This is a genomic window from Pelagibacterium nitratireducens, assembly GCF_037044555.1.
GTDB lineage: Bacteria > Pseudomonadota > Alphaproteobacteria > Rhizobiales > Devosiaceae > Pelagibacterium > Pelagibacterium nitratireducens.
Window position 1 is genome coordinate 1,567,826 of record NZ_CP146275.1, and the last position, 26,848, is coordinate 1,594,673.

The window sequence follows — 26,848 nt, forward strand, 5'->3', positions numbered from 1 at the left end:
CGATGAAGCGGCGCGCTAATGGTTTGAGCAAGGGTCATGGCGCCATAGTAATGGCGAGATGAACTTTTCGAAACAATTTCTTGGACTGGGGGTTCTCCCCATTCCGCTTATCGACTTGAAAGGTTGAACTTATGGCGTTTGGACGATGGACACGAAGGATTGCGGCTGGACTGTTGTTTGGAACAATGGCCGGCCCGCTTGCCGCCCAAACGCCCGAGCCACCGATCTGGGTTATCGAGGACGACAATTCGACCGTCTATATGATTGGCACCGTGCATATGATGCGCGACGGCGTGGATTGGGAAAGCCCGCAACTGGCCGACATTCTCGATGCGGCCGACAACGTCTGGCTCGAGCTCGCCAGTTTCGATCCTCCGGAAAACCTGTTCGGGCTCATAATGGAATCGGGCATGTCGCCTGACCGTCCGCTGTCTTCATTGCTTGATGACGAGGAAATGGCAGGGCTTGAAACCATTCTCGATGAGCATGGGGTGCCGCTCGACAGTTTCGATGACTTGCGCCCCTGGTACGCGTATTTGCAGATTTCGAGCCTGATGCTGGTCGATGCCGGGTTCGATCCGCAGGGCGGCATCGACATGCACATCAAGGACCGGGCCGACCGGATGGGCATTCCCGTGATGGGGTTTGAAACCTTCGAGCAACAGTTCGAAACGCTTTCGGGCATGGACGAGGCCGTGCAACTGGACGTGCTGCGCCAGACCATAGTCGAATATGAGGAAGCCAAGATCAGTCTGGTCGATGAACTGGAAAGCTGGATCGACGGCGATCTTTCCACTCTGGAGAGGGAAACCGCCGAAATCGCCGAGGAACTGGAAGGGTTCTACGATGTGCTGTTTACCGAGCGCAATCTCGGTTTTGCCGATGGTATCGAGGACATTCTCTCGGGCAAGGGGACATCTTTGGTGGCCGTCGGGCTGGGCCACTATGTCGGCCCGGATTCCATTCCCGAAATTCTGGAAGAACGCGGCTATACGGTCGAGCGGCGCTAGCCGAGTGCCGCAGCCGCTTCGTCGACGATCTCTTTGATCGACAGTGCCACGTCGATGGTTATGCCGTGCTCGTCGGGTCCGAACGGCTCGAGGGTCGCGAACTGGCTGTCGAGCAGGGCCGATGGCATGAAATGGCCCGGACGGTTGGCCTGGCGCTCGGCAATGACCGATTTGTCCCCATGCAGCAGCACGAAGCCGATCGGTTCCTCGGCCCGGTTTGTGAGGCAATCGCGATAGGATCGGCGCAGGGCCGAGCATGCGCAGACAACCCGCCCATTGGTGTCGGCGGTGTTGCGCATGGCGTCGGCAACGATCTCCAGCCACGGCCAGCGGTCTGAATCCTCGAGCGGGGTGCCGCCGCGCATCTTTTCGACATTGGCGCGCGGATGGAGATTGTCGGCGTCGATAAAGGGCACATCCAGCCGTTCGGCCAGCTCCTCCCCGATTGTCGATTTTCCGGCGCCCGAAACGCCCATGACGACGATGAGACGGGGTTTGCTGGAGGCAGGTGACGGCATGGCGATCCGGGTGTTGCTTGATGAGGTTTTCTTACCTGCCACGGTCCCGCCCGCGCTGCAATCGGTTGCAAGCCATTGATGCATCGGAGTGACAGCAGGGCGCGATGATGCACGCCGGAGGTTCGGCACAACTTGCCCCGGCTCCCGTCGAGGGCTAGAGACAAGGACTATAGAACTGGAACCAGGGGTCGCCCAACCGATGGACACGGCGTTCCAGGTCCTTATTTGGTCGCGCGGTCGAAGCGGAAAAGTCTGCAGCTTTTCCTGACCGCACACGAAAGTTGAGAGGCTTTGTGCATGGAAGAGGCAGATATCGGCCTTGTCGGGCTTGGGGTGATGGGTGAAAATCTTGCCCTCAACATTGCCGACAACGGCTACAAGGTGGCCGTTTACAACCGCACCGCTGAGAAGGTGGATGCGTTTCTGGCCAATGCCGGGGACCTGAAATCCAACGTGATGGGCAGCGGCGAACTGGCGACGTTCATTTCCATGCTCAAACGGCCGCGCTCGGTCATCATCATGGTCAAGGCCGGCGATCCGGTCGATCAGGTGATTGCCGAACTCAAGCCGCTGCTTTCCGAGGGCGATGTCATCATCGACGCGGGCAACGCCAATTACCACGACACCGTACGCCGCTTTTCAGAGCTCGATGGCACGGGCATCGGCTTTCTGGGCATCGGGGTGTCGGGTGGAGAAGAGGGTGCACGGCACGGCCCCTCCATCATGGTCGGCGGTTCGGAAGCCCAGTGGGACAATGCCGAGGCCGTCCTGACCGCCATTTCCGCCAAGTTCAATGGCGAGGCGTGTTGCGCCTATCTGGGGACCGGCGGGGCGGGCCATTTCGTCAAGACCATCCACAACGGCATCGAATATGCCGACATGCAGATGATCGGCGAGATTTACGGCATCATGCGCGACGGGCTGGCCATGAGTCCCGCCGAGTGTGCCAAGGTTTTCGAGGAGTGGAACAAGGGCCCCCTCGATAGCTATCTCATTGAAATCACCAGCCATGTGCTCAACGCCATGGACGATGAGTCCGGCAAGCCATTGGTCGAGGTCATTCTCGATGCGGCGGGCCAGAAGGGTACTGGCCGCTGGTCGGCCATCGAAGCGCTCAATCTGGGCGTGTCGGCCACCACGATCGAAGGTGCGGTTGCCGCGCGGTCGATTTCGGCGATGAAGGACGAGCGCGTCCGGGGCGAGGAAATCTACGGCGCGGGCGCCAAAGGCAAGGCGACCATTTCGCTCGAGGCGCTGGAAAAGGCGCTGCTGGCCGGAAAGATCGCAGCGTATGCGCAGGGCTTTGCGGTCATGGCCAAGGCGTCCGAGGACAATGGCTGGAACCTGCCGCTGGCCACCATCGCCAAGATCTGGCGGGCAGGCTGCATCATCCGGTCGCGGTTCCTTGACCAGATTGCCCAGGCGTTCGACAGCGGTGGGGCGGCCAATCTTCTGACCCAACCGGCCTTCATCGACATGATGAAGGACAGCAATGGCGCATTGCGGGCCGTGGTTGCCACCTGCGCGATCAATGAATTGCCGTCGCCCTGTCTTTCGTCGGCCCTGGCCTATTTCGATGCCTATCGCCAGGCGCGGGGCACGACCAATCTGACCCAGGGGCAGCGCGATTTCTTCGGCGCCCACGGGTTCAAGCGCTCGGACAAGGATGGCGATTTTCACCACACATGGCCGAGCCTGATCGGTCAATAACGAGAAGGCCGGGGCAACCCGGCCTTATTTGTTCGTGGTCTGAGCTGCACCTTCCGGCTCACCGTTGCCGTTCTCGTCCTCGGGCAGTTCGGTTTCGGGCGGATTGACCGCCTGGCCGCTCGGTTGGGCATAGCGCGGTTTTTCGCGCGCTTCATCATAGGGCCGGTGCGACAGGTCATAGCGGATGGCGGCGAAGATAAAGAGCGCCATGGCGCAGGCAATGATCAGCCCGGCCGCAAAGAACGGCGCACCGGGGAAGGTGAAGGGCCGCAGATCATTGTTGGTGAAAAAGGAAAACATCTGCGTCGCCGCGAGCGGCGCGATGATGGCGGTCAGCGAATTTGAGGCGTTGACCGCGCCCTGAAGTTCACCCTGCTGGTTGGCGCGGGCGTTGTTGGCCAAAAGTCCGGTGAGTGCCGGGGCCGCGACACCCGAAAAGGCGCCGACGACCAGGAAGGTCCACAAGCCCAGCTCGGTGTGGATCATCGAGACCCCGATAAAGGCGACCATGGCCAGCGTGAGCCCGATGATAACGGTGGCGGTAACACCGAGATAGCGGGTTGAAAATCCGACCAGAAGGGCTTGGCTCAGCGCGAACAGGATGCCGAATATGGCCAGCGACCGGCCAACCTGCGATGGCCCCCAGCCAAATTGCTCGATGGTGAAGAAGTTCCAGACATTGGGATAGGTCTGTCCGGAGAGCGAAAACAGGAACACGCAGCCCAGCAGAACGAAGATCACCGGGGTATGGCGGAAGGCCCAGAGCGCGCCGAAGGGGTTGGCGCGCTTCCAGTTGAACCGGCGACGCCGGAATTTCGACAGGCTTTCGGGCAAAACGAAAAAGCCGAACACCACATTGGCGGCAGCCAGCGCCGAGGCCAGATAGAAGGGTGCGCGAGGCCCGAATTCGCCCAACTCGCCGCCGATCACCGGGCCCACGATAAAGCCCAGCCCGAAGGCGGCCCCGATCAGCCCGAATCGTTGCGAGCGCTTTTCCTGGGGCGTGATGTCGGCCACATAGGCCGTTGCCGTGCCCATCGCCGCGCCGCAGATGCCCGAGAGCACGCGGCCAACGAACAGCCACAGAAGCGTGGGCGCCCAGGCCATGATGAGGTAATCGAGAGACAGCCCGACCAGCGAGAGCAGCAGGATCGGTCGGCGTCCCCACCGGTCGGACAGATTTCCCAGGATGGGGGAGAAGATGAACTGCATCGAGGCATAAACGAAGATCAGATAGCCGCCGATCTTGGCGGCATCGGTCATTCCTTCGTGCGACAGCTCGACGATCAGCCCCGGAAGCACCGGCAGTATGATGCCCAGCCCCACGATGTCGAGAAATACCGTGAGAAGGATAAATACGAGCGTCAGCTTGGACTGGGGATTAACGCGCATGGATTTTGGGTGCGGCCTTTGGACAAGCGTTCAGTTGGCATATCGGCGGTGGGAAAGGCAAGAACCAAGAAGCCGGTTCCGAGGCCTTCGATCAACTCTTTCCCGTTTGAATGGCATCATACCCATAAAGCCAGTCCAGACGCTTGAAATGTCCCTGGGGACCTTCAACCCTGATGACCGCGTTGCGGGCCAGCGAGAAGGGAAAGCCCATATGAAAGATTTTCCCGTTGCTGGCCGAGACGTCCTGCACACGCTTTACCCGCTCCTGACGCAAGGCTGCAAAGCGGGAAAAGGCGTGCTCGGCGCTGGGCGAGGCGGCGAGCAGGGGCGCCAGAACCGCAGCGTCCTCTATGCCCATCGCCGCGCCCTGGGCCTGAAACGGCAGCATGGCGTGGGCGGCATCGCCGACAAGCCCGATAGGACCCTTGTGCCAGACGGGCGTTGCCACGCTCGAAAGGACCCAGGGTGTCCATTCTTCGCCCACTGAATCGAGAATGCGGGCCAAGCGCCTGTCCCTGCCGGGCTTTATCCGTGGTGCGCGGTGGTCGAGGACGGAAAGATCGCGCTCTTTTTCCTGCGTGAACAGCGCCAGATTGACCGTGTTGCGGTGTGGCAATGGATAGACCACGAGGTGAAAATGGGGATTGAGCAGCAGGCTGGTGCGATTGAGGTCGAGGACATCTGAGAGCGCGTCGGGCGCGACCAGTGCGCGCCAGGCCACCTTGCCGGTGTATCGGGCGTCCGAGCCGTCCAGATAGCGGGTTCGCGTGACCGAGCGGACCCCGTCGGCACCGACAAAAGCGAAGGGCTTTGCCTTGCGGCTTTTCCCGTCCGGGTCCTGTGCGCTCACCGTCAGGGTGTTGGCTGAACTCTCGAGGACAAAATCGGTGACGGAAAAGACGATGTCGATATTGGCAAAGCGCCTGGCGGCGCTGTGGAGAACGTCGAGCAGATCGGCCCGATGCATCACGGCATAGGGCGCCCCGAAGCGTGTTTCGATGGCTCTGCCCAGCGTGAGGGTCTGCAGCGGCGTTTCCCTTCCATCGGGAAAGATGTCGATCCCTTCGGGTGCAAAGCTGCGTTCGGCTATCGCTTGAGAAAGCCCCAGGCTGTCGAGCACTTTTCGCGCGTTGGCGCTGATCTGGAGCCCGGCGCCGAATTCGGAAACCGCGGCATTGCGCTCGAGCACGACAACCTGCAGGCCGAATTTGGCCAGCGCCAGCGCAAGGGTCAGCCCGGCAATTCCAGCGCCGGCAATATAGACTGTGCGCGGAGCGCCCATGGCGCTCTAGGCGTGTTCGACCTCGAACACCGCGCTGGGCGGGTTGGCCGCACCATGGGGCAGGGCGGGGCTGAAGATATAGAGCGTCGAGCAATAGGGGCAGACGATCTCGGTGTCGTGGCCCATGTCGAGGAACACATGGGGATGGTCGAAGGGCGGCTTTGCGCCAACGCACTGGAATTCCTTGGCGCCGATCTCGATGCGGGCCAATCCTTCGGAATTGTGGAAGTGAGGAGTTCCGTGCTGTGCCATGAGAGCGACCATCCGGCTGGGCTTGTTTGAAATCGGGCGGACCATACCGATTTGGGCCGGTCATGGCCAGAGACATGTTGGCGCGGTTGGCGCTGCGGTGCGGGCTTGGTAAGAGAAGGCGATTTCAGAATCGAAAGAATCCCTTATGCCCGTTTTCCAATCCGAAGGTTTCGCGCTTGCCTACCAGGTTCACGGCGAGGGAAAGCCGATAATTGCCGTTCATGGCTTTGCTTCGAATGGAGACGTCAACTGGGTGGCGACCGGCTGGGTCGATGAGCTCACCAAGGCGGGTTATCAGGTCGTCACGCTGGACAATCGCGGTCACGGAGCGTCCGAAAAGATCTACGATCCATCGGTCTATGGCGCTCCGGACATGGCGCGGGACGTGGCCAATCTCATCGATCATCTCGGGTTCGATAAGGCTGCGCTGATCGGCTATTCGATGGGCGCGCGGATCAGCGCTTTCGTGTGCATCCAGAACCCGGAAAAGGTCGCCTGCGCCATCTTTGGCGGGCTGGGCGGCAATATGGTGCGCCCGATGCTCGACAGCGACGAGATCATCGCCGGGCTCAACGCGCCCACGCTGGCCGATGTCACCCACAAGACAGGGCGGCAGTTCCGCATTTTTGCCGAACATACAAAGAGCGATTTGAAGGCGCTTTCGGCCTGCATGGCCGGGTCGCGCACCAAAATGACCGAAGAGCAGGTCAGCCAGATTGCCGTGCCGGTTCTGGTTGCCGTGGGCAGCGAAGACGAGGTGGGCGGCGACCCCCAGGTGCTGGCCAATCTGATGGCGCATGGCGAAGCGCTGGTTATCGAGCGCCGCGATCACATGCGCGCAACCGGCGACCCGCAGTTCAGGCGGGGCGCGGTGGCGTTTCTGGCGCGGGTTTATCCCGCGTAAGGCAAAAGTGAACCAATTTGCCTCAGAACCCTTTGTTTGCGACAATGGGTTCGCCTATATGTGGCAATCTGAAAAAATCGCAGCGAGCGGAGAAGTCATGTCCTCGAGCGTCAAGAAGCCCGGCACCATCAAGGCCGTCGATCCCATATGGGATGCGATGACGGTCGAGGCCGAGCGCATTTGCGCCGACGAACCCTTCCTCACGCAACTGGCGATTTCGAGCATTCTCAATCATTCGAGTTTTGAATCGGCGCTGGCCCATCGGCTGGCCGCGCGGCTCGACCATTCCGACGTTCCGGCCGATCTTATCCGGCAGGCGTTCGATGAAATGCTCGAGAGCCATCCCGAAATCACCGCCTCGGCACGGGCCGATCTGGCGGCGACCCTGGAGCGCGACCCGGCCTGCCACAGGGTCGTCGAGCCCTTCCTGTTCTTCAAGGGCTTTCAGGCCATTCAGACGCATCGTTTTGCCCATGCGCTGTGGAACACGGGGCGTCGCGATTTCGCACTCTATCTGCAAAGCCGGTCCAGCCAGGTGTTCCAGACCGACATCAACCCAGCCGCCCGGATCGGCAAGGGTATCATGCTCGATCATGCCACCGGCTTTGTCGTGGGCGAAACGGCGGTGATCGGCGATCATGTCTCGATTCTGCATTCGGTGACGCTGGGCGGCACCGGCAAGGCCGATCAGGACCGGCACCCCAAGATCGGCAATGGCGTGCTCATCGGGGCAGGAGCCAAGATTTTGGGCAATATCAAGGTTGGCGATTGCTCACGCGTCGCCGCCGGCTCGGTGGTGCTCAAGGAAGTGCCCGAGCGCACCACGGTGGCCGGTGTGCCGGCCAAGGTGGTTGGCGAAGCCGGTTGCAACCAGCCGGCGACGGTCATGGACCAGATCGTCATGGTCTCACGCGACTGACAGCGTGTGCAGCGGGGAAAAATCATCCCCGTTCTTGCGTTTGGGGCCATGATGGCTAAAGTCGCGCCGACCTCAAAACGACTGTAATCGATAGCGTTCCAGCGGTGGGCATTGGCTTCGCCGAGCGATAGCGCGCAATGGAGACTTTTTGTGAAGCACGAAGAAATCATCAAGCTGCAGAAATACCTGCAACACAAGTTCGGCAACCGCTCCATCGATGTTCGCCCCCGCCCCAAGCAGGACGACTCGGTCGAACTCTACCTGGGCGATGAATTCATCGGTCTGATCTATCTCGATGAAGACGAGGGTGAACGGTCTTACATGGTGCAGATTTCGATTCTCGATATCGATCTCGACGAAGTCAGCTAATCGGCTGCAAATAAAAAGTGAATTTTAAAAAGGCTTCCCGTTCGGGGAGCCTTTTTGCATTTCGGTCGTTTGCCGTGCATGCTTCCCGTCAGGGGGATTTGTTTGCGGGCTAACAAAGGGAGGCTCCAATGGAAGCCTGGGCCGAGCGGTTGGGTCTGAGGACGGACCCGACGATATTTTTTGTTTCAGCGGGACTTACTGTCATTTTCGTTCTTTTGCTGGTCGTTGTTCCCGAACCGATCGGCAATTTCTTTGAGGTGACCCGTGCCTGGATCGTTACCAATCTGGGCTGGTTTTTCATTCTCGGCGTCAATGCCTGGCTGGGGTTTTTGATCTGGGCCGCCGTCAGCCGGCACGGCCATATCAAGCTTGGCCCGCGCGACAGTACGCCCGACTATTCCAATCTCTCATGGTTCACCATGCTGTTTGCCGGCGGCATCGGCACGGTCCTCATGTTCTGGGGCGTGGCCGAGCCGATCAGCCATTTTTCAAGCCCGCCGATGGCGGGTGTCGAGCCGTTCAGCGAACAGGCGGCCAAGGACGCGATCTCGATCTCGATCTATCACCTGGGCCTGCACACCTGGACGATTTTTACGCTGCCCGGTCTGGCCTTCGGCTATTTCATCAACCGCTATAACCTTCCGGTGCGGGTGAGCTCGGTGTTTTATCCGCTGCTCAAGGACGGCATTCATGGCCCCATAGGCAAGGCGATCGATATCGCCTCGATTCTCGGCACGCTTTTCGGCGTGGCGGTCTCTCTCGGCCTCGGTGCCTCGCAGATTTCGGCTGGCATTTCCGCTTTGACCGGGATGGCCGACGATGTGCCGTTGACGGTGGGGATCCTTGTGGTGCTCACCGCCGTCGCGGTCGTTTCGATCGTGGCCGGTCTCGACAAGGGCGTGAAGTTGCTCTCCAACCTCAATATCGGCATGGCCGTGGGGTTGATGATCTTTGTTCTGGTGACCGGCTCGACCCTGTTTCTGTTTCGGGCGATCGTCGAGACGTTCGGGCTTTATTTCTTCAATCTGCCCAGGCTGGCGTTCTGGAACGACATGTTGGCCAATATCAATCCCACCAACGACCCGTGGGGCTGGCAGGGTGACTGGACGGTCTTTTACTGGGCCTGGACAGTGACATGGTCGCCGTTCATCGGCCTGTTCGTGGCCCGCATTTCGCGAGGGCGGACCATCCGCGAGTTCGTGTTCGGCGTACTTCTGGCGCCCTCGCTGTTCACCCTGATCTGGTTTGCGATCTTTGGCTGGCAGGCCATGGAAATCGATGGCATCGGTCTGGCGCTGCGCGAGCAGATGGGGCCGGCTGCCGGCGAATTGAGCCGGGCGGTCGGTGAATCGGTGCCGCTGGCGATGTTCGCCTTTTTCGAGCATTTCCCCCTGGCCACCCTCGTGCAGGGCATCGCCATCGTCGTCGTCGCCATCTTTTTCGCAACGTCTTCGGATTCGGCCTCGCTCGTGGTTGATATGCTGTGCACGGGCGAGGCTGAGCCCGGCCCGGTGCACCAGCGCGTGTTCTGGGGCGTGGCGGAAGGAATGGTGGCCGTGATGCTGATCATCCTGGCCGGCGATCTGGGCCTCACGGCACTGCAGCAGGTGATTACGGTGGTGGGGCTGCCGATCTTCTGTCTGGTGTTCATGATGATCCCGTCGATCATCATGGGTTTCCAGATCGAAGACATCGACCACGTCACTGTGGGCCGACGGCCCAAGCTCGACCAGTTCTAGAAATATGCGGTCTTGAAAAGCTATTTTCGGAGAGGCGTCAGCGCCTCTTCGATACGGCTGTCAAAGCTGCGCCAGTTGTCCAGCGCTGCCGGATCGAAAGCCACGATTGCCGTGTTGCGATCGGAAAGGATCAGCACGCGCAGGCAGGTTCTGTCGCCGATTGTCATGGCGACCGGCGTCATGCATTTGGCCACGAAGGGGTTGGCCGTCAGCGGGTCATACCAAACCGTCTCGCCCGACGTTCCGGCGTCGAGTTCGAGTGGCTTGCCGACAAGTCCGGGGACACCCGAAAGCTGGGTTGCTGCAAACTGGTGCAGATAGACGCTGTCGAGCAGCGCCGCGCTGGTGCGCATGCGTCCGCGCGGCATGATGGTGATCGCGACTTCGCTCAGCTTCCCGTTCTCGCCCAAGGGCAGGGCCAGCGTCAAATCCATCCGCTCGGCAAAACCGTCGCGGCGCTGGATCGGATCGGCCATCAATGCGGCGGGTATCGCGTAACGCTGGGCGCCGATGGTGACGATGTGACTGGCCGAGGGTTCGGCGGCTGCCGCGTCGGCGGCCATCGAATCGAGCCAGCTTCGCACGCCATAGGCAGCTCCCAGGCCCGCCATGGCCACAATCAGCCCGACAGCAATCACCGTATAGAGCGCAGAGCCCGCCGTACGGGCAGGCAGGATGTCTCGGCGGGTGTCCGACAGGCTGTTCACATTAACCATAGATGCGCGTGAGCAATGACAACCAGTTTGGGGGCACTTATGCTTAATAAATCGTAAAGTCGGTAATCTGCGCCGCCCCGGCGCCGGAGGAAAGCGTGACGCATCTTATTTTGGCGCTGTTTCTGATCGCCGTGGGCATGAGCGTTGCCGGCACCGGCACCCATCTCTACCAGCAGGTTGCCCGCAAGGTGGCCGAGTTCCGCGTCGAGGGCGCCAACGCGCTCGAGAGCCTGGTCAATCTGTTCGTGATGTTTATCTGCGGTCCCTACATGATGCTCAGGCTCGGCATGCGCGCCGACGCGAGCGGAAGGGCCTCCACCGTCAACGTGATGCTTGCTGCGGTCATCGCGTTCGGCTGGAGTTTCGTGACCGGAATGATGGTTGTGGGCACCTATATCTCGGTTCTCAAGGCCGCCGCCTGACGCCATGCGTCCGGCGCATGGCAGTAATGCCTTGCGCTCGGGCGCCGTTTCCGGTCAAACGTGGACCCACGAACCCTGGACCCGGTGAAACCCCGGGTGGCTCTTCCGGCCGCCGATCCGCCGGACAACTAAATCAAGTTTCCAGCTCTCCTGGACCGGAGTATTTCGCTCCGCTGGTTTGGTTCTCAAAACATTCGGAAAATAAATGACCTCATTGACCGCCTATCGCGCGCAGTGGTTTGGCAATGTGCGCGGCGATCTTCTGGCCGGCCTCGTTGTTGCTCTCGCGCTCATTCCCGAAGCCATTGCGTTTTCAATCATTGCCGGGGTCGACCCCAAGGTCGGCCTTTATGCATCGTTTTCAATCGCCGTCATCACCGCTATCGCCGGCGGACGTCCGGGGATGATCTCGGCGGCCACCGCGGCAACCGCCGTACTCATGGTCACGCTGGTGCGCGATCACGGCCTGCAATATCTGCTCGCCGCAACCGTTCTGGCCGGGCTGTTGCAGATCGGCATGGGCATGCTGAAATTGGGCGCCTTGATGCGGTTCGTCTCGCGCTCGGTGATGACCGGGTTCGTGAACGCGCTTGCGATTCTGATATTTCTTGCCCAGATTCCCGAGCTGACCGGTGTGCCACTGCTGACATACGTGCTGGTCGCGGCCGGGCTTGGCATAATTTATCTGTTTCCGATGCTGACTAAGGCCATTCCCTCACCGCTGGTCTGCATCGTGGTTCTGACGGTACTTTCGATTTTTCTTGGTTTCGACGTGCGCACTGTCGGCGACATGGGCGAGTTGCCCTCGACGCTGCCTGTGTTTCTGATTCCGGATATTCCGCTAAACCTCGACACGCTCATGATAATCCTGCCCTATTCGGCAGCGGTTGCCGTGGTCGGTTTGCTCGAATCGCTGATGACGGCGCAGATCGTCGACGACCTGACCGATACTCCCTCGGACAAGAACCAGGAGTGCATCGGGCAGGGGCTGGCCAACACCGCTACGGGCTTTATCGGCGGCATGGCGGGCTGCGCGATGATCGGGCAGTCGATCATCAATGTGAAATCGGGGGGTCGCGGGCGGCTTTCATGCTTTGCAGCTGGCGTGTTCCTGCTGTTCATGATCGTGGTGCTTGGAGACCTTGTGGCCCGCATCCCCATGGCCGCACTGGTTGCGATCATGATCATGGTATCGATCGGCACCTTCTCGTGGTCCTCGATTCTCAACCTGCGCACCCATCCGCGCTCGTCCTCGATCGTGATGATCGCAACGGTCGTGACGGTGGTCTACACCCACAATCTGGCGATCGGCGTTCTGGTTGGGGTGTTGCTGTCAGGGATCTTTTTTGCCTGGAAGATCGCCCAGCTCTTCGTTGTGCGCTCGGAGATTTCAGAAGACGGACGCCATCGCACCTATGTTGTCGAGGGGCAATTGTTCTTTGCCTCGGCCGACGATTTCATGGCAGCCTTCAACTTCAAGGAGGTGCTTGAAACCGTCACCATCGACGTCAGCCGTGCCCATATCTGGGATATTTCGAGCGTTGCCGCGCTGGACATGGCGGTGCTCAAATTCCGGCGCGAGGGGGCCACGGTCGAGATCATCGGTCTCAACGAAGCCAGTGAAACGATCGTCGACAAGCTGGCTATCCACGACAAGCCGGGCGCCGTCGACAAGCTCATGGCACATTAGGGAGGCAATAATGGGAAACAAACTTGTCGCGCTGGTCGATGGCTCGGTCTATTCCAAAAGCGTTTGTGAAAATGCGGCCTGGCTTGCAACCCGGTCGGGCCAGCCGGTCGAGGTGCTCCATGTGCTGGGCCGGCGGGACGTGCCGGTCACCGACCTGAGCGGATCGATTGCGCTGGGTGCGCGTTCGGCGTTGTTGGCCGATCTGGCAGACCTCGACGAACGCCGGGCCAGGCTGTCTCAGCAGAAGGGCAGGGCGATCCTTGAGGATGCCCAATCGATACTGACGGACGGGGGCGTGAAGGCGGTCTCTACCCGTCTGATGAATGGCGATATCGTCGAGACGTTGAGCGATCTCGAAAAGGATGCCGAACTGCTGGTCATCGGCAAGCGCGGAGAGGGTGCCGATTTCGCCAAGCTGCATCTGGGGTCAAATCTCGAGCGTGTCGTGCGGTCGTCCAAGCGTCCGGTATTTGTGGCAGCCAGGAGCTTTGTCGATATCAAGACGGTGCTTGTCGCCTTCGATGGCGGGCCGAGCGCCATGAAGGCCGTGGATTATATCGCCACAAGCCCGATCTTTGCAGGTGTGTCCATTCGCCTGCTCACCGTGGGTAACGAAAGCGGAGACGCATGGGCCAAGCTTGAGGCCGCCAAGGCCAGGCTTGCCACGGCCGGCCTCGACGTCACCGCAGACATTCAGGCCGGGCAAGCCGAAACGGTTATCACCCGGGTCGTCGAACAGGACGGTGTCGATCTGCTGATCATGGGCGCCTATGGCCATTCGCGCATAAGGAGCCTGTTTATCGGCTCGACCACTTCGGAAATGATGCGGTCGTGCAAGATCCCGGTGCTGCTGTTTCGGTAGCGCCAGCGAGCCAGAAAAATGCCGGCATTCGGGGAGGAATGCCGGCTCAGTGAACACTCCTGTCGGGGAGTGAGAACGGATGCCCCGGTGGCGGGGCAGATCTTTAGAGCGTGTCCAGCAAAAGTGGATACGGTTTTGCGGTTCGGACACGCGACAAAACAAGGGTTTAGAGCCAAGGATTTGAGTCAATCAAATCCTGAACGGCTCTAGTAACCGGCGGTTGCAGTCACGATTTCGTCACGGCCGTCGACAATATCGACCCACTGGCCGGAATGGGCCTGCGACTGGCGCTTGAGGTAGGTGTAGGGGGTGTCGGTCCAGAGCTTGATGAGCCCTTCCTGATTATCGAGCACAAGGTCGCCCCGGTCGGTGCGCACCATCAGCACCGCATGGCCTTCGCCATCGGGTTGCTTGACCACCGAGATCAGCAGATTGGCTGGGTTCCAGCCGCCCTCGATCAGCGCGGCGCGCTTGGCGAGGACAAAATCCTCGCAATCGCCATAGCCCGATGTGGGATAGGTCCAGAATTCCTCGGTGCCATAGAGGTCGCTGTCGCTCACGGCGGTTATGGTGGTGTTATAGTGGTTGTTGACGTCCTGAAGCTGGCGCCACAGATCGTCGCTAAGGGCCGCCGGTGCGGCCGCGGCCAGCGGCTGGCACTCATAGGGACGGCTCTGGCAGAATTCCATATGCCCGACCGGAATGGAGGTCGTGCCGGCCGAGACCTCGGCATAGGCGAGCTCGAGACGGCTTTCCTGGGCGAGCGCAGGTGCGGCAGCTCCGGCGGACGCGATGAGGGCGACAAGGCCCGAAATAAGGATCGAATTGTTTTTCATTATCGTAATCTCCCCGACGGAGACCACGATAGAGGGTGGCAATTGCCCTGATAGAAAAATTGCCGCGCAGTTTTTAAGCGTGTTTTATCGGGTTGTTTTACAGCCCGTTAGGCATGTTCTTTCCGGTATCGATTCAGCGCCGCGCGTAAAAGGCGTTGCCGCCCGCCACGAGCACATAATGCATGTTGCGATAGGGAAAGGTCAGCCCTGCGGTGTGGAAGTACATGGCGTCCTGCACGCCGGGATGGCGTTCACCGCGCAGCACGCGGGTTGCCATCTGCGCCGCCAGGTTGAGGCTGCGCTGTTCGGTCATCTGCCGCGACAGCACGCCATCGGCGAACTGGTTTTTCTGGCCGACCACGCCGCAGACATCGCTGGGGAACTGGTGGGAATTGGCCCGGTTCATCACGACCGTGCCCACGGCCAGCATGCCGTCCGGGCTCGAGCGGTTGGACTCGAAATACATGACGCGGGTCATGCATTCGTGCGGCGTTTTCGATCCGAACAGTCCGAACAGCGAAACGCAGCCGGAAAGGGAGGTGAGGGCGGCAAGGCTGACGGCAATCGCGGCAACCTTTTTTACGATACGCATGACTTTAGACCATCCAGAATACGCGGGTGGTTGCGCTTTCCGATCCCGCCCCCCAACGACCGGTCTCGCGCATGTTGGACAACATTAGACGGGCCGGGTTAAGGATCGGTTCACTACGAAAATTTCGGATTTGATCATCGGCCGGTGCGGCTGCAAACTCGGCACCGAGAGCGCCCGATCAGTTGATCCGCAGGTTCTGCTGCACGACCGTCAGCATCTCCTGCACCGAGGCAAATTCGACCGCGATGCCGTCGGAGAAATGCCGGACCACGCGGGCCCGCATGCGGCCGAGCGAGATGGGGGTGCCGAGCGCGGGGCGAACCTCGATTTCCACCGCAGCGCCCGAGAGCGAGATGTCGGTGATCTTGCAATTGTAGCGCCGTCCATCCTCGAGAACGATGGATGAGTGGCGAATGTCGGGCACCACGCGCTCGTGACGCCGGTCCTCGGGCAGGTTCAGGATGTCCTTGTTGGCCAGCCAGGTCAGTTGGGCCGCCATCTTGTCGCGCCTGCGGGCCGAGGCGACGATATCCATGTGAAATCCGCCATCGATCAACTCAAAGATCGTGCCTTCGACGCGGCCCAGATAGTCGAGATAGATGATGACCTTTTCTCCGACCTTGCCGGAGACCGGAGCAATGACCATGGCGTCGCCGGGCGACATCTCGATGATCTGGCAGGGAAACTCGCGACGATCGGCCAGCATGTAACGGCCAAGCACGGAGACCTGAACACGTTGGAAACGGTCTGCATCTTCGCGCGGAAGAACGTCAGCCAGCGTCGTCCGAAGCGTTGTATCTTCGCTGAACATGTTGCGCGCCGCCCTGTTGCCTGTCGGTTTTCATACCAACAATATGCGCAATAGCGTTAACGGACGGTAAGGGTGGCGATGTTTGACCCGCCCGTTAGAGCGTGTCCAGCAAAACCATGTCCTCGACGCGATCGGGAATGGAAACGGTTTTGCCGTTCGGACACGCGCCAAAACAAGGGTTTAGGGTCAAGGATTTGATTCAATCAAACCCTGAACGGCTCTAGTTCTTTCCGCCGTCGATAACCGAGAGGTGCGCGTAGCGGCGGGCCGAGTAGCCGGCGACGGTTGCGGGCATGGGGGTGGAGGGCCCATCGTTCATTGCCGCGGCGATGTCGTCGAGCATGGCGCTGCGATACCCTTCGGGGGTCACGGTGTCCTTGTCGTCGGGCCAGATCAGCCGCAGGCCGGTAATGCGCTGGTCGACGATAGGGTGGATGCCGAGCCAGTAGGGTGCGTCGAGCGCCGAAAGGCCACCCATCATCCGCGACGTCGTGACGCCGTTGTGCCGGAGCGGGAACAGCGCCATCTCGAATGAAAGCTTTTCGCCGCGTTCAGTACTGCCCTCGAATGTCACCAGGGCCACCGCATGGTCCTCGGTTACCGCCCGCATCAGCGTTTCGAGCGCGTCGTGATCGCGCACCGACCACAGGGCCGAGAAGGGCCGGGACTTGAGTTCGCGGCAATAGGTGGCGCAGATATGGGAGCCGGCAAGCCGGAAATTGAAATCGAGCCCGTCGCCGGATTCGAGGATGAAGGTGTGGGCCAGCGCATCGCGAATCCGTGTAGGATCGATGTCCCGGCGCTCGGGCGTGGAGCGGGCACCGCGGATTTCGTTCCAGTAGGAGTAGAGCGTTTTCGTCGAGCGCTGTTGCATACCGGCAGACCTTAACAATACGATGCGGCGGCTCGTGATGAGCTCCCGCCAGGACAACGTTACATTGCCAAATCGGCTGCGTAAAAGCGCTCTTAAACAATCATTAAGGTTAATTTCCACCGGCCCGGTGTGGATAAGCCGCCAAGCCGGTACACCGCCGCTGCAAGACAAGGGAAAACCCGATGGCCGATACGCCGCAAGAGCCGCAACGCGAGCCGATTTTCAACGTGCCAGGCGTCATCATGGTCCTGATCGGGCTGATGTGGGCGGTTCACATTGCCGCCGATCTGGCGCTCGATGAATACGGGCTTGGCAATCTGCGGATCTGGTTCGCGTTTATCCCTGACCGGCTCACCAACGGCGCCGCGTGGCAGGGTGGGGCGCTGCCGCTGCTTTGGACCGGTTTTACCCACGCGTTCCTGCATGTCGATTACATGCATCTGCTGGTCAACACCGCCTGGCTCATGGTGTTTGGGACGCCGGTGGGACGGCGCTATGGCACGGCGGGCGTTCTGATCGTCTTCCTGCTCGGAGCGCTGGCCGGAGCTATCGTCCAGTCGATTGCCCTGATGTTTTCTGTCAATCAGTTCGCCGTGCTGCTTGGCGCCTCCGGTGGTGTATCGGCACTCACCGGGGCCGCGATGCGGTTCATTTTCGAGCCCATAGTGGTCGGCCATGATTCGGAAACCGGCGAGCCGGTGGCGCTTGGGCGCCGGACGTCTACACTTGCCGGCGTGTTCGCCAATTCGCGCAGCCGGACCTTCATCATCTTCTGGTTGGGGCTGAACCTGCTGATCGGCTTTGCCCCCTTCATCCTGGGCGCCAGTGTTGCCATTGCCTGGGAAGCCCATATCGGCGGGTTCGTCGCGGGGCTCTTGTTGCCTTCGGTTCTCGACAGATTCGCGCGGCGCAATCAGCGCCCGTAAACCTCTTTAGGATCGAACAGCGGCGCCTCGCCCGTATCGCTGAGCCCGACTTCGCCCTCGGTCATTTCGACCCGACGGTAAAAGCAGCTCTTGCGGCCGGTGTGGCAGGCTGCGCCGTGCCCGGTTTGCCTGACGACAACCACCAGCGCGTCCTGGTCGCAATCGGTGCGCAGTTCCACCAGTTCCTGGAGTTCGCCCGAGGTTTCGCCCTTTTTCCAGAGTTTCTCGCGCGAGCGCGACCAATAGGTCGCGTGGCCGGACCGCAGCGTCTCTGCAATCGCCTCGGCGTTCATGTGCGCCACCATGAGCACCTCATTGGTGCCCGCCTCGATGGTCACGGCGGTCACCAGCCCATTCGCGTCGAACTTCGGCGCAAAGATGGTGCCCGCTTCGAGATCGGTTTTGGAAAGGGTTTGGGGGTCGGTAAACTGTGTCATGGCGCGGTCTTTACCCGATGACCGCGCCTCGCGAAAGCGTCTATCGCCCGGCGCGGATGAGGGCGAAGAAGCGGTCCTGTTCCTGCCGATCCTCGGCAAAGACCCCGGTGAAGCGGTGGGTAACCGTCGACGAGCCGTGCTTTTTGATGCCGCGCATCGACATGCACATATGCTCGGCCTCGAGCATCACCGCGGCCCCGCGCGGGTTGATGGCTTCGTTGATCGCCTCGATGATCTGGGCGGTAAGGTTTTCCTGGGTCTGCAACCGCTTGGCGAAAACGTCAGTCACCCGAGCCAGCTTGGAAAGGCCCACCACCCCGTCATGGGGCAGATAGGCGATATGGGCCTTGCCGACGAAGGGCACCATGTGGTGTTCGCAATGGGAATGGAACGGGATATCGCGCACCAGTACGATGTCGTCATAGCCGCCGACCTCGGTGAATGTGGTTTCGAGAACCGCTTTGGCGTCTTCCTCGTAGCCAGCGAAAAATTCGCGATAGGCGTCGGCGACGCGGCGCGGCGTGTCGATCAGGCCTTCGCGCTCGGGGTTGTCCCCGGCCCAGGCGATCAGCGTGCGGACGGCCGCCTCGGCTTCCTGGCGGCTGGGGCGTTCGATCACGCGGTCGAGCGCGGTCGGCGCAGGCTTGGGCTTTACGTTCATGTCCATGAAGGGTGTCCCCTTGAAAATCGACGGGCGCTTATCTGCCCCTTATACGCCGACGGATTGAATCTGGACCAATTGCGTTTGCAGCCCGTGACGACGCTCCTTATATAGGCGGGACGTGCCGGTCGACAAGAAAACAGATTGGCAAATTTGAGTGAACAACAGGGTCCGGCGACCCACAATCGGCCCGAAAAATGGAATTTTCCGACCTTTACAGCAATCGGATCCTCGAAATCGCCGGTGCGGCGCGCCAGATGCCGCGACTCGAAAACCCCGATGCCACGGCGCGAAAAGTGTCGCGCGTGTGCGGCTCGGTGGTCGAAGTCGATCTCGAGTTCGATGAGGGGCGGGTTGCAGCCTATGGCGCGACCATCAACGCCTGCGCGCTCGGCCAGACCAGCGCGGCCATCGTCGCCGAGCGGATCGTCGGCTCGACGCCGGCCGAACTTCGCGTGGTCCGCGACCAGATGACCGCCATGCTCAGGGCTGACGGCCCTCCGCCCAACGGAAAATGGGACGATTTGAAATATCTCGAACCGGTTCGCGCCTTTCCGGCCCGCCATGCCTCGACACTTCTGGTGTTCGAGGCGGTGGTCGAGGCGCTCGAGCGGGCCGGGGCGTGATGGATCGGGTCTGGGCGGTCATCGACTGGCCGTTTAAATGGACGGCTTATCTCCTGATCCAGGCCTATCGCTACACACTTTCGGCGCTCGTGGGCCGCAATTGCCGCCATGCGCCGACCTGTTCGGAATTCACCCGCGACGCCATTTTAAGGCACGGCTTCTGGCCGGGCGGTTGGATGGGGGCAGGGCGCATCTGGCGCTGCCGCCCTGGTGGCACGCACGGCTACGATCCGGTGCCCGACGCGCTGCCGAATGGCGCGCGCTGGTATCTGCCATGGCGCTATGGGCGCTGGAGAGGAAAAAAGAACGATGAGCACCAACCGCACGCTTGAGGGCTCGTGTCTTTGCGGGGCCGTGACCTATGAGGTCGAGGATGCATTTCGCTATGCGCTCAATTGCCATTGCACCGATTGCCGCAAAGCGACGGGGGCTGCGTTCAAGCCGATTGCCGGCATCGAGGCGGAAAAGCTCTCGATTACTTCGGGCGCCGACACTGTCCTGCGATATGGTGGCGATAGGCCAGAGGACTCCTATGACATCCACTGCGGGAAATGCGGTTCGCTGCTCTATTCGATCGTCCAGAAGGGCACACGGGCCAATGTCTCGCTGGGCACGCTGACCGATGCCCCTTCGATCCGTCCCACAATGCACATTTTCGTCGGCTCGAAAGCGCCCTGGTACGAGATTACCGACGATCTTCCCCAATATGAGCGGTTTCCGTAAGCCTGTGCCGGATACCGCTGGCCATAAAGGGCTGGATTGACCGCCAATTCATGCTAATCAACCGCGCGCGCTCCAGTGCGCATTTCTTATGAACATCCGCTCGATTGTGAGCAGTTTTGGAGACCGACGATGATTAAGGTGACGTTCCCCGATGGTGCAGTGCGTGATTACGCAAAAGGCACCACCGGCACCACCATCGTCGAAGGCATCTCCAAATCGCTGGCCAAAAAAACCGTCGCCATGCGCTGGGACGGGGAATTGGCCGATCTCTCGAGTGAACTCGAGGCCGATGGTCGGATCGAATTCGTCTTGCGTGACGATCCCGCCGCGCTCGAGCTGATCCGCCATGACGCCGCGCATGTTCTTGCCGAGGCGGTGCAGGAGCTCTGGCCCGACACCCAGGTCACGATCGGCCCGGTCATCGAGAACGGGTTCTATTACGATTTCTACCGCGCCGAACCGTTCTCGGAGGACGATCTGCGCGCCATCGAAAAAAAGATGGAAGAAATCGTCGACCGTGGTGCTGAATTTACCCGCGAAGTCTGGGACCGGGACGAAGCCAGGAAGGTCTTCGGGGCCAAGGGCGAGCAGTTCAAGGTCGAGTTGATCGACGCCATTCCCGCCGACCAGCAGGTCAAGATCTACAAGCAGGGCCAGTGGTTCGACCTGTGCCGTGGGCCGCACATGCGCACCACCAAGGATGTCGGTAAGGCCTTCAAGCTGACCAAGGTGGCCGGCGCCTATTGGCGCGGGGACTCCAACCGCGAGGTTCTGAGCCGCATTTACGGCACCGCCTGGGCCTCGAAGGACCAGCTCGACGCCCATCTGCACATGATCGAAGAGGCCGAAAAGCGCGATCACCGCAAGATCGGCCAGGAAATGGACCTTTACCACTTCCAGCACGAAGCGCAGGGCTCGGTGTTCTGGCACCCCAAGGGGTTCGTCATGTACAATCAGATGGAGGAATATATCCGCCGCCGTCTGAATGCTTCAGGCTATAAGGAAATCAAGACACCTCAGCTTCTGGACAACAAGCTGTGGGAGAAATCGGGCCATTGGGGCAAGTTCCGCGAGAACATGTTCGTTGTGCCCGACGAGACGCCCTCGACCGAAGGCGATCAGCCGGAAATTTCGGCCGATGCCAACCTGCTGGCCCTCAAGCCCATGAACTGTCCGGCCCATGTTCAGGTGTTCAACCAAGGCATCAAGTCTTACCGCGATCTGCCTTTACGGCTTGCCGAATTTGGCTGCTGTCATCGCAACGAGGCGCATGGCGCCTTGCATGGGTTGATGCGCGTGCGGCAGATGACCCAGGACGATGCCCATATTTTCTGCCGGGTCGATCAGATCCAGGCCGAAACCGAAAAGTTCTGCGCGCTGCTTGATTCCGTTTACGAGGACATGGGCTTTACCGAGGTCAAGATCCTGCTCGCAACGCGGCCTGAAACCCGCGCCGGCGACGACAGCGTCTGGGACCTTGCCGAAAAGAGCCTGGGTGATGCCCTCAAGGCCACGGGTCGTGGTTTCGAGATCGCGGAAGGCGAGGGGGCGTTTTACGGTCCCAAGCTCGAATTTCATCTCAAGGACGCCATCGGGCGCTCCTGGCAGTGCGGCACATTGCAGCTCGATTTCGTGATGCCCGAGCGTCTCGATGCGTCCTATGTGGCCGAGGATGGATCGCGCCAGCGTCCCGTCATGCTGCACCGGGCGATCCTTGGATCGCTGGAGCGGTTCCTGGGCATGATGATCGAAAGCTATGCCGGCCGCATGCCGCTCTGGCTGGCGCCCGTGCAGGTGGTGGTGGCGACCATCGTTTCCGATGCTGATGATTATGCCAATCAGGTCGTGGCCGATCTGCGCGCGCAAGGCATTCGGGCGGAAGTCGACACCCGCAATGAATCGATCAACTACAAGGTGCGCGAGCACTCGGTCGGCCGGGTGCCTTTCATCTTCGTGGCTGGCCGCCGCGAGGCCGAGGAAAAGACGGTCTCGATCCGGCAGTTGGGCAGCCAGGGCCAGACGGTAACACCGGTTGCCGAGGCGATCGCCGATCTGGCCGGGCAGGTAACCCCACCCGATCTCAAGCGCAAGGCCGCGTGAATTTCAAGGGCCGCGCACCGCGCGGCCCTTTGTTCTTGTATGCTTTCTCAATAGTCGCGTTCGACGCGAGCAGCCGGTGCTCCCGGCTCCATCCCCAGCGCCCCCCTGCGCGTCATCCTCGGGCTTGACCCGGGGAGTGAGTGCCGTCCGTAGGCAAATCGCTCCGGTGGAGCGATTTGAGGCGCGAACGCCCGGAGCGCTATGCGCGAGGGCAGCAACGCCCGTGGATGACGACGGAGAGGATGGAGACGCGCGAGAAACTTTATCCCCGTCCTCTCCATCTCCCCCATACTGCCCTCACGAACCCGCGCAGATAGACGCAAGCGCAACGAACGTTTGGGCGGGATCGGTTCGGGTTCCATGCGGGTCGCCGCAGGGAAGGTCCAAAGCGGACGGATGGCCGGACGAGGAGTGGTATCCACGTCGCACCGGGGAAACCCGGAGGGGCACCGCGGAAGGCACCAGCGATGGTGTCTTCCCGACAAACCCCAGCCCGAGACGCCGCCATAAGCCAAAAACCCCGGATGCATGGGGCGATGATCGCTTCATATATATAAATTTCAGTGCGGAGCGTTCATCGCCCCATGCCGTCTAACCATTCACCGAGGCGATCTCGCCGTCGGAGGTTTTCGCATGCGCGTTCAATACACCGTCGTCAGAATCTCGACCTCGCGCGGGCTACCTGCCGTCACCTCGAATTCGCGGTTATAGACATTCTCGCCCAGCTTGGCCAAAGCCAGGTAGTCGCCTTCGGCCAGCACGGTGGTCGGGAATGCGCCGATGTCGGCAAAGATGGTCTCCCCCTCCGGCGTCTTGATCGTCCATTCGACGTCGGCAATCGCCTCGCCGCCGTCTTCGGACACCAGCCTCAGCGCGACCTGGGCGGCCTTCTGGTACAGTGTCGCCTCGGTGATCTGCCCCGGCTCCACCCGCAACTCGGTGCGCACCACGGCATTGACCGAACCAAAGCGCGAAGTGATTGCATAGATGCCGGCGTTGAGGTGGATGAGTTCGTCGGGCGCCACGTTTTCGGCCACCGTGACTCGGCCATTGGGGCCGTTGGAATAGATATCGAAACGGAGCAGGTCGCTGGGGATCGGCACATCCCCCGAGATCATCGCCGAGAGCCGCAATCCTCCCACCTCGAAAACGATGGTATGGGTGTTGGGGCCGGGTTCGACAAACAGCGTATCGCTGGCCTGGGCCCGCCCATACGCCACATGCATGATGTACTCGCCCGGCGGAAGACTCAGCGTTGCCGTGGCGTCTTCGGACTTCGCGACCAGCGCCAATTCGCCTGTCTCATCGGTTCGCGTGTCGAAAACGCGCCACACCAGCCCTTCGGGAATGAAGGGGCCATCATCGGTCAACCGGGCCGAAAGCGTCACGGGCTGCGGGTCGGTAATGCCGGAAAAATCGGGGCGGTCCGGCCCCGTGTCGGGGCCATCGATTGCGGTGTCGGGACCGGCACCATTGCCCGAATCGGCGGGCTGATCCGTGCCGCCGAATTCGGTCGGCCGTGGCGGGGGAACCGGGGCGACGAGCGTTTCATCGATTTCCTGGCCGAAGGCCGGTAAGGCGCCGAACGCCAGAACAAAAAGCAAAAGCAGGGACCGAAGGCGCATCAAACCACTCTTTACCGAATACTCCTCGCCAGCGAACACTCTGATAGGCTTGGATTGGGGAAAAGCTGTGTCATAAGGGAGCCCGATGAGCAAGTTGGGAGCTGTCATGACTGTGAATACCACGCTGCGCGACTATCTGTCGTCCCGCCGCACCGTCACCGCGCCGTTTCTGGCCGAGCCGGGGCCATCGCCCGAGCAGTTGACGGAGATGCTGACCATCGCCTGCCGGGTTCCCGATCACGGCAAGCTCGCCCCGTGGCGCTTCGTGGTTTATGACGGCGAGGCGCGCCAGCAGGTCGGCGACCGGCTCCTGGAGATCGCCAAGACAAAATGGCCCGAGCGCGACGACGAGCAGCTTGAAATCGAGCGCAAGCAGTTCCTTCCCGCACCTCTGACCGTCGGTGTGATCTCGACGGCCGCTCCTCATTTCAAGATCCCTGAATTTGAGCAATTGCTGGCCGCCGGAAATGTCGCTTTCAATCTTTGCCATGCGGCCAACGCCTTTGGTTTTGGTGCCCATTGGGTCACCCGCTGGTTTGCCTATGACGCGCAGGCCGCTGCAATGCTGGGGGCTGCGGAAGGGGAGCGTTTCGTCGCCTTCGTTCACATCGGCACGCCGCAGACCCGGCTCGAGGAACGGGACCGACCCGATCCTGCGGCGCTGACCACCTATTGGCGTGGTTAACCGGGAGTTAACCACGGTAGGGTTTCCTTAACGTCCAAGCATACTTGAGTCGGATTTCATGGCCTCCCCGATTTCCAACGTGCCGCAGCCCATCGCCTATGCCCTCGACAGGGCCGGGGCGCGCAATGGTGTGGATTTCGATTATCTTCTACAGACGGCAATGCGGGAAAGCAGCCTGAACCCCAGCGCCAAGGCCCAGACATCGTCGGCGACGGGGCTGTTCCAGTTCATCGAGAGCACATGGCTCGAAGTGATGAAGGATGAGGGGCCAAGGCTGGGCTACCAGGATTTTGCCGATCACATTCAGGAACATGAGGGCGAATTCTTCGTCTCTGATCCGGCGGTGCGCCAGCAGATTCTCGAATTGCGCAACGATCCGCAGGTGGCGTCCGACATGGCAGCGGCATTCACCCGCCGCAATGGCGATTATCTGATGGGCAAGTTCGGACGCATGCCCAGCCCTGGCGAGCTCTACATTGCCCATTTTCTCGGGCCGAGCGGGGCCGAGAGGTTTTTCGAGCTCGGATTGCAGAACCCGAACGCCGATGCGGCAGCGGCCTTTCCGCGTCCCGCCGCCGCCAACCCATCGATCTTTTACGAAAATGGCCGCCCGCGCAGCGTGCGGGAGGTCTATGAAGCGCTGGTGGCCCGCCATTCGGGTACGACGGACAACGCGGCCTTTGCCGCCCAGCAGCTGGCGAGCCAGCAGCCCTTGCCCTCGCGGGTGGAAATCGATTCGGCGCCGTTGATCCCGCCCGGCGTCTCCTTTACCTCGCTGTTTGCCACCGAAGCGCAATCGTCGGTATCGGCTCCCGTCCAGACGCCAAACGTCGTGCCGGGCCGTGCGCTGTTCAGCGGGTTCTATTCGGGCGAATAGTCCTCGGGGCCAATTGGCCGGTTATGGTGAACCAAAACTTAAACCTTGCGGGCTAGTTTGTCCCCAAGAGTGTTTTGGGGATGCGTATGGTCGCCTATCAGCGTTACGTGCAACTTTGCCAATCGCGGGACAGCGAGGAGCGGGGGCAGGCAGCTCATCTGGCTGCCATGGCCTATCTTGCCCATCGCGGGCCGGCGGACGAGCAGGCAGCGCTTTATGCGGCGCTGATGAATTTTCTCGACGATCCGTCGGTCAAGGTCCGCGCCGCGCTGGCCTATGGGTTGCTGCATTCCGAGAACGCGCCGCGCCCGATCATGCTCTCTCTGGCCCAGGACGCGCCGGTCATTTCCCGTGCCGTGGTCCAGTTTTCCCCGGTCCTGCTCGATGCCGATCTGATGGGCATTATCCGCTCGGGCGATCCGGACATGCTGGCGGTAATGACCGCCCGTCCGACACTGAGCCAGCGTGTGGCGCTGGCGCTCACCCGTCTGGGCGATCCCGATCTGTGCCTTCGGGTTCTGGGCCGCTCCGACATCGCCTTGCCGGAAGACGATCTTACCCTGCTGTCGGAAAAATGGGGCGAGGACGCAAAGGTGCGCGGCGCGCTGCTCAAGCGCCGCGATCTGCCCGGTATTGCCCGATTGCATCTGGTCGAACGTGTCCGGCAGGCGCTTTTGGGATTGCGGGTCGTCAAGGGCGCAATCCAGCCGCGTCGCCTCGAGCGCCTGATGCGCGATGCCTGCGACAACGCAACCACGGCCATCGGTGAGCGCGAAGCGGGCAGGGGCGCGCGGGGCTATGTCGCGGCGATGTCGGAGGGTGAAAAGATCAACGCCCGGCTGATGCTGCATGCCATGGTGCACGGGCACGTGCTGTTTTTTGCCGACGCGCTTTCCCATCTCTCGGGCACACCGCGGGCCAAGATTTTCACCATTCTCGACAGCGGCAGCCGCGCGGCGCTGCATGCCGTATTCAGTCGCTGCGGGTTTACCCCTGCGGTGCGCAACTTGCTCGCGCGCCTGGTCGGTCATGCACGGCAGGCCGATCTGGCCGACGATGTGGCGGCGCGCCACTGCGTCGTTTCGCTCCTGATCGAGGAGTTGATTGTCGAGCACGACGGGGTGCTTCCAGCTGCGCTCGAAGAATCGTTTGCCTATCTCAACGAGCAGAATATCGCGCTGGCCCGCAGCGCGGCGCGCGGCGTGATGCCTGCCTTTGCCGCCGAATCGCCCGATGAGATCATGGTACCCGATCTGCGCCAGCAGCGTCTGGCGCTTCCGGCGGCCTGAT

The 26,848-nt window shown here is 61.1% G+C and carries 28 protein-coding genes, 1 pseudogene and 1 other annotated feature; of the genes and pseudogenes, 17 read left to right on the forward strand and 12 right to left on the reverse strand.

What is annotated here, in order from left to right; all coding sequences use genetic code 11:
* Positions 1-185 precede the first annotated feature (185 nt).
* Positions 186-1,010 (forward strand): TraB/GumN family protein, encoded by an 825-nt coding sequence (locus V6617_RS07830; RefSeq protein WP_338610245.1) that lies wholly within the window; start codon positions 186-188, stop codon positions 1,008-1,010.
* Here the strand turns inward: V6617_RS07830 and V6617_RS07835 are convergent.
* Positions 1,007-1,528 carry a gluconokinase gene (locus tag V6617_RS07835; RefSeq protein WP_338610246.1) on the reverse strand — a complete coding sequence of 174 codons (522 nt, stop codon included), beginning with the start codon at positions 1,526-1,528 and terminating at the stop codon, positions 1,007-1,009. The genes V6617_RS07830 and V6617_RS07835 overlap by 4 nt on opposite strands.
* 297 nt (positions 1,529-1,825) lie before the next feature.
* Here V6617_RS07835 and gndA point away from each other — a divergent pair, with 297 nt between their 5' ends.
* A complete protein-coding gene (gene gndA / locus V6617_RS07840; protein WP_338610247.1) occupies positions 1,826-3,238 on the forward strand; it encodes an NADP-dependent phosphogluconate dehydrogenase in 1,413 nt (470 codons plus the stop codon).
* Positions 3,239-3,262: 24 nt separating this feature from the next.
* Here the strand turns inward: gndA and V6617_RS07845 are convergent, their stop codons facing one another.
* The 3 genes from V6617_RS07845 to V6617_RS07855 all read right to left on the reverse strand — a co-directional run bounded on the left by V6617_RS07845 (position 3,263) and on the right by V6617_RS07855 (position 6,164).
* A complete protein-coding gene (locus V6617_RS07845; RefSeq protein ID WP_338610249.1) occupies positions 3,263-4,630 on the reverse strand; it encodes a TCR/Tet family MFS transporter in 1,368 nt (455 codons plus the stop codon).
* A 91-nt stretch (positions 4,631-4,721) separates the two neighbouring features.
* Positions 4,722-5,912, reverse strand: a complete 1,191-nt coding sequence (locus V6617_RS07850) for an FAD-dependent monooxygenase (RefSeq protein ID WP_338610250.1) — start codon at positions 5,910-5,912, stop codon at positions 4,722-4,724.
* A 6-nt stretch (positions 5,913-5,918) separates the two neighbouring features.
* A complete protein-coding gene (locus V6617_RS07855) occupies positions 5,919-6,164 on the reverse strand; it encodes a zinc-finger domain-containing protein (RefSeq protein ID WP_338610252.1) in 246 nt (81 codons plus the stop codon).
* A gap of 145 nt (positions 6,165-6,309) precedes the next feature.
* Between V6617_RS07855 and V6617_RS07860 the strand changes: the two genes are divergently transcribed.
* From V6617_RS07860 to V6617_RS07875, 4 genes are all read left to right on the forward strand, one after another.
* Positions 6,310-7,068: an alpha/beta hydrolase gene (locus V6617_RS07860; RefSeq protein WP_338610254.1), complete on the forward strand. Its 759-nt coding sequence runs from the start codon at positions 6,310-6,312 to the stop codon at positions 7,066-7,068.
* A gap of 97 nt (positions 7,069-7,165) precedes the next feature.
* Positions 7,166-7,987, forward strand: a complete 822-nt coding sequence (gene cysE, locus V6617_RS07865; protein WP_338610255.1) for a serine O-acetyltransferase — start codon at positions 7,166-7,168, stop codon at positions 7,985-7,987.
* 150 nt (positions 7,988-8,137) lie between these two features.
* Positions 8,138-8,356 (forward strand): DUF3126 family protein, encoded by a 219-nt coding sequence (locus tag V6617_RS07870; RefSeq protein WP_014130940.1) that lies wholly within the window; start codon positions 8,138-8,140, stop codon positions 8,354-8,356.
* 128 nt (positions 8,357-8,484) lie between these two features.
* Entirely contained in the window at positions 8,485-10,095 is a 1,611-nt protein-coding gene (locus V6617_RS07875; protein ID WP_338610259.1) for a BCCT family transporter, read from the forward strand.
* 20 nt (positions 10,096-10,115) lie between these two features.
* Here the strand turns inward: V6617_RS07875 and V6617_RS07880 are convergent, their stop codons facing one another.
* Positions 10,116-10,811: a hypothetical protein gene (locus V6617_RS07880; RefSeq protein WP_338610260.1), complete on the reverse strand. Its 696-nt coding sequence runs from the start codon at positions 10,809-10,811 to the stop codon at positions 10,116-10,118.
* 95 nt (positions 10,812-10,906) lie between these two features.
* Between V6617_RS07880 and V6617_RS07885 the strand changes: the two genes are divergently transcribed.
* The 3 genes from V6617_RS07885 (at position 10,907) to V6617_RS07895 (ending at position 13,785) form a co-directional block, all read left to right on the forward strand.
* Positions 10,907-11,233 carry a DUF6949 family protein gene (locus tag V6617_RS07885; protein WP_338610262.1) on the forward strand — a complete coding sequence of 109 codons (327 nt, stop codon included), beginning with the start codon at positions 10,907-10,909 and terminating at the stop codon, positions 11,231-11,233.
* A 74-nt stretch (positions 11,234-11,307) separates the two neighbouring features.
* Positions 11,308-11,363, forward strand: a sequence feature (sul1 is cis-regulatory element that is thought to sense ions involved in sulfur or methionine metabolism; They are found in Alphaproteobacteria).
* Between the two features lie 75 nt (positions 11,364-11,438).
* Positions 11,439-12,923, forward strand: coding sequence for a SulP family inorganic anion transporter (locus V6617_RS07890; RefSeq protein ID WP_338610264.1), 1,485 nt, complete (start codon positions 11,439-11,441; stop codon positions 12,921-12,923).
* 10 nt (positions 12,924-12,933) lie between these two features.
* Positions 12,934-13,785 (forward strand): universal stress protein, encoded by an 852-nt coding sequence (locus V6617_RS07895; RefSeq protein WP_338610266.1) that lies wholly within the window; start codon positions 12,934-12,936, stop codon positions 13,783-13,785.
* Positions 13,786-13,991: 206 nt separating this feature from the next.
* On the opposite strand, the gene V6617_RS07900 is transcribed toward V6617_RS07895, so the two are convergent.
* The 4 genes and pseudogenes from V6617_RS07900 to V6617_RS07915 form a co-directional block, all read right to left on the reverse strand.
* Positions 13,992-14,621 (reverse strand): transglutaminase-like cysteine peptidase, encoded by a 630-nt coding sequence (locus V6617_RS07900; protein ID WP_338610267.1) that lies wholly within the window; start codon positions 14,619-14,621, stop codon positions 13,992-13,994.
* A gap of 136 nt (positions 14,622-14,757) precedes the next feature.
* A pseudogene (locus V6617_RS07905) lies at positions 14,758-15,105 on the reverse strand (cell wall hydrolase); the annotation flags it as partial.
* Positions 15,106-15,391: 286 nt separating this feature from the next.
* Positions 15,392-16,024: a PilZ domain-containing protein gene (locus tag V6617_RS07910; RefSeq protein ID WP_338610269.1), complete on the reverse strand. Its 633-nt coding sequence runs from the start codon at positions 16,022-16,024 to the stop codon at positions 15,392-15,394.
* Between the two features lie 220 nt (positions 16,025-16,244).
* Positions 16,245-16,898 (reverse strand): PAS domain-containing protein, encoded by a 654-nt coding sequence (locus V6617_RS07915; protein ID WP_338610271.1) that lies wholly within the window; start codon positions 16,896-16,898, stop codon positions 16,245-16,247.
* 182 nt (positions 16,899-17,080) lie between these two features.
* Between V6617_RS07915 and V6617_RS07920 the strand changes: the two genes are divergently transcribed.
* A complete protein-coding gene (locus V6617_RS07920; protein ID WP_338610272.1) occupies positions 17,081-17,824 on the forward strand; it encodes a rhomboid family intramembrane serine protease in 744 nt (247 codons plus the stop codon).
* Here the strand turns inward: V6617_RS07920 and hisI are convergent.
* Positions 17,812-18,261, reverse strand: coding sequence for a phosphoribosyl-AMP cyclohydrolase (gene hisI / locus V6617_RS07925; protein WP_338610273.1), 450 nt, complete (start codon positions 18,259-18,261; stop codon positions 17,812-17,814). The genes V6617_RS07920 and hisI overlap by 13 nt on opposite strands.
* A 40-nt stretch (positions 18,262-18,301) precedes the next feature.
* Positions 18,302-18,928, reverse strand: coding sequence for a GTP cyclohydrolase I FolE (folE, locus tag V6617_RS07930; protein ID WP_338610274.1), 627 nt, complete (start codon positions 18,926-18,928; stop codon positions 18,302-18,304).
* A gap of 191 nt (positions 18,929-19,119) precedes the next feature.
* Between folE and V6617_RS07935 the strand changes: the two genes are divergently transcribed.
* From V6617_RS07935 to thrS, 4 genes are all read left to right on the forward strand, one after another.
* Positions 19,120-19,548, forward strand: a complete 429-nt coding sequence (locus V6617_RS07935) for an iron-sulfur cluster assembly scaffold protein (RefSeq protein WP_338610275.1) — start codon at positions 19,120-19,122, stop codon at positions 19,546-19,548.
* Positions 19,548-19,880: a membrane protein insertion efficiency factor YidD gene (gene yidD, locus V6617_RS07940; RefSeq protein WP_338610277.1), complete on the forward strand. Its 333-nt coding sequence runs from the start codon at positions 19,548-19,550 to the stop codon at positions 19,878-19,880. The genes V6617_RS07935 and yidD overlap by 1 nt, the downstream gene beginning before the upstream one ends.
* Positions 19,858-20,271 (forward strand): GFA family protein, encoded by a 414-nt coding sequence (locus tag V6617_RS07945; RefSeq protein WP_338610278.1) that lies wholly within the window; start codon positions 19,858-19,860, stop codon positions 20,269-20,271. Before yidD ends, V6617_RS07945 begins: the two co-directional genes overlap by 23 nt.
* 129 nt (positions 20,272-20,400) lie before the next feature.
* Entirely contained in the window at positions 20,401-22,371 is a 1,971-nt protein-coding gene (thrS, locus tag V6617_RS07950; RefSeq protein WP_338610279.1) for a threonine--tRNA ligase, read from the forward strand.
* A gap of 641 nt (positions 22,372-23,012) precedes the next feature.
* Here the strand turns inward: thrS and V6617_RS07955 are convergent.
* A complete protein-coding gene (locus V6617_RS07955; protein ID WP_338610281.1) occupies positions 23,013-23,996 on the reverse strand; it encodes a hypothetical protein in 984 nt (327 codons plus the stop codon).
* 106 nt (positions 23,997-24,102) lie between these two features.
* On the opposite strand from V6617_RS07955, the gene V6617_RS07960 reads away from it, so the two are divergent.
* The 3 genes from V6617_RS07960 (at position 24,103) to V6617_RS07970 (ending at position 26,847) form a co-directional block, all read left to right on the forward strand.
* Positions 24,103-24,681: a nitroreductase gene (locus tag V6617_RS07960; protein ID WP_338610282.1), complete on the forward strand. Its 579-nt coding sequence runs from the start codon at positions 24,103-24,105 to the stop codon at positions 24,679-24,681.
* 58 nt (positions 24,682-24,739) lie between these two features.
* Complete coding sequence (locus V6617_RS07965) at positions 24,740-25,558, forward strand: transglycosylase SLT domain-containing protein (RefSeq protein ID WP_338610284.1); 819 nt, start codon at positions 24,740-24,742, stop codon at positions 25,556-25,558.
* 80 nt (positions 25,559-25,638) lie between these two features.
* Positions 25,639-26,847, forward strand: coding sequence for a DUF2336 domain-containing protein (locus V6617_RS07970; RefSeq protein ID WP_338610286.1), 1,209 nt, complete (start codon positions 25,639-25,641; stop codon positions 26,845-26,847).
* The last annotated feature ends 1 nt before the right edge of the window (position 26,848 follow it).